Origin of the sequence: Bradyrhizobium sp. NAS80.1, assembly GCF_001908205.1 — a bacterium.
GTDB lineage: Bacteria > Pseudomonadota > Alphaproteobacteria > Rhizobiales > Xanthobacteraceae > Bradyrhizobium.
Map to the genome: position 1 here is coordinate 1 of NZ_LGHL01000374.1, position 815 is coordinate 815.

The window sequence follows — 815 nt, forward strand, 5'->3', positions numbered from 1 at the left end:
AGTTGTAGCCGAACAGCGCCGGGATCGCGACGCCGAGACCGGCGACGGTCGCGACCAGCGCCGCCGCGATACCGGGCGCGATCGCGTTGACGTTGACATCGCCCGACGCTGCGATCGCCGCGAAGGTGATCATGACGCCGACCACCGTGCCGAGCAGGCCGAGGAACGGACCGCCGGAGATCGCGATGGTGAGGATCACCATCATCCGGTTCAGCCGCTGGATCTCCTTGACCACGCCGCCATCAAGCGCTGCGCGGATCGCCGCGATCGACGCCCCCGACAGGACCACCGCACGGCCGCCGTTGCGGGCAAAGCGATGACGGATTTCCTCAGCACCGATGTGGTAGATGCGATAGAGCGAGGACGACTTCAGCACTTTCGCGTCGGCCGCGGTGAGCCGGCCGCCGAGGGTTGCGGCATCCTCGCCGCTGTCCAGCACCGTGAGGTCGTCGGCGACCTCGCGGAAGCTCTTCATGAACACCGCATTGGCCTTGGCCTGGCGGGTGAGATAGGTTGAGCGGTCGATCATCACGACCCAGCTCAAGGCCGCCATGATCATGAGCAGGCCAATCACCACCCAGCCGTCCAGCGTGACCGACTTCAGGATCACCGCGAAGTAACCTGACAGCCAGCTCGCGGTCTCCTCATCGACGCTGAACGACACGAGCTTGGCCTGGTCCGGCCCCTGCCCGATGGCGGCGAACTTGATGAAGCCGGCCGACCGCGCGACCTTAGCAAGCTGCAGTTCGTCAATGTCGCCGACGAAGCCTGCGAGCGCAGCGGCAGCCGGCGCGGCTGCAGCGCCCGGGCTGGGC

1 protein-coding gene is annotated in these 815 nt (G+C 67.0%); it reads right to left on the minus strand.

What is annotated here, in order from left to right:
* On the minus strand, positions 1–815 hold an 815-nt coding region (locus tag AC629_RS43565; protein ID WP_143199926.1), incomplete at both ends, for a MotA/TolQ/ExbB proton channel family protein.